The sequence below is a fragment of the Pedobacter sp. genome (assembly GCF_045628745.1).
Taxonomy (GTDB): domain Bacteria; phylum Bacteroidota; class Bacteroidia; order Sphingobacteriales; family Sphingobacteriaceae; genus Pedobacter.
The window spans coordinates 1-1,664 of record NZ_JAZQPU010000130.1 but is presented as its reverse complement, the minus strand read 5'-3'; the positions used below and the strand labels follow the sequence as shown (position 1 = coordinate 1,664).

The following is a 1,664-nucleotide window of genomic DNA, read 5'->3' as shown; positions in this document are numbered from 1 at the left end:
GACTAAACTGAATAACAAATAATAGTGTGCAAGAATTGACCACATTGAAATAAAGAAGAAAAATAGAAGCCACCTTAGATAAATATCCATGTTTAACTTTACGAAAAATAATAAGGTTAACAGAAAAAGCAATCCAGCCAGCCCAAATACAAAGCCATTAATAATTGCATATACATCGTACTCCGATGATATAATCAAAAACGCCCACTCGGGTAACAGAATGATTGCTAAAGTAAATAACCAGCCGAGTAATCTTTTATAAGTTGATATTGGCAGACTTTTGCTGAAGTTCAGATACGCTATTTCGAATTTCAACAATGTGAAGACTAATACAGCATGGCATAAAACAGATGCTAATAAAGCCACTAATAACACTCGCGTGTCATGGCCAACATCTGCGAACATCCAGAGCATGCATTTAAAAGAAAACAGCGACAAAGCTTTGCACATCAATAGCATCAATGGCTGTTCATTCAGTAAATAAAATAATGGCCAGCTGAAGAATGGCCTTTTAACTTTAATATATGGATTGATTTGGTGTCTTTCTTCCTTTAAAAAACCAAACGTTACTGATCGATAAGAAAGGAATGATAAGCCAATTGCCAGCGCAACAAAAACGGCCAAAATAAAAATCAGGCTGAGAAAAAAGTGGTTATAAACACTTATCCCAATCAAAGCAAGAACATATATAATGATGGGTAAAAGAATTACGCAATATAAAGCCAGCCATAATTTTAACTGAGGGTTCTTGTCCAAGGTGCCTACTTCGTTAATAAATTTATACTGAGCTAAGGCTAGTTTTTGTTTGATAAAGTAATGAACTTTAACACAATATAATACCCAGGAAACAAATACTATTGCAAGTCCGACTGGAGATGAAACCCCGGCCAATAATAAAGATTTATGGTAACTGATTAATTGTGAGGGTTCAGCAACTCCAAACAGAATATAAAATCCCATGAGGAAAAAGCCCGCATGCTGCTGATAGAACTCTTTCGCTAAACTGTTTATTAATAACCTCAACATTTAAAGTTGAATAATTTGTTTATTAATGATTTGATATACATTATCAAATTTTAATTGATCATTGCTAACTTCCTGATGTGAGGAAATAAGAAAACTTTTTCCTTTTGAGGCTTTCTCTGTAATCAGGTTATTAAGCTTATCTGCTGATAGAATATCAATTGTGATTAGCGGTTCATCTAAAATGAATAAATCAGCATCACCGACAAGTGCACAAATCAATGAAAGTTTTTTTAGCATGCCGCTGGAATAACTTCCTACTACATTGTCGAGGAAAGGTGTCATTTCGAAATGGTCAGCAAGATCTTTCGCTTGTTTTCTATCCGCCTTTCGGGTTTCGGTATAAAAATCAATCAGTTCTTTTCCTTTAATAAATAAGGGGTATTGTGGCTCAGCCTCAGCAAAACTAATTTTAGAGCGGAATTTTACTGGTTCTTTTCTTAAGTTAACTCCATTCAATTGCACTTCACCTATAAAAGGTATTTGCCCAGAAATGATTCGGAATAAGGTTGACTTGCCTGTGCCATTTCCTCCTTTTAACCAGTAAATTCCCTTATTGACATTCCACTCACTGAAGTTTAGTACCTCATGGCTACCGTATTTCTTGTTGATGTTAGTTAGACTAAGCAAATTAGATTTTA

At 34.6% G+C, this 1,664-nt stretch carries 2 protein-coding genes; both read right to left on the bottom strand.

The annotated features are described in order from the left end of the window. A partial coding sequence (locus ACR2F7_RS05445) for a hypothetical protein (RefSeq protein WP_432712575.1) occupies positions 1 to 1,026 on the bottom strand: 1,026 nt, incomplete at its 3' end. Beyond that, positions 1,027 to 1,664 (bottom strand): ATP-binding cassette domain-containing protein (locus tag ACR2F7_RS05440; RefSeq protein WP_432712574.1); only part of this gene is annotated, 638 nt, incomplete at its 5' end. It lies immediately after the preceding gene.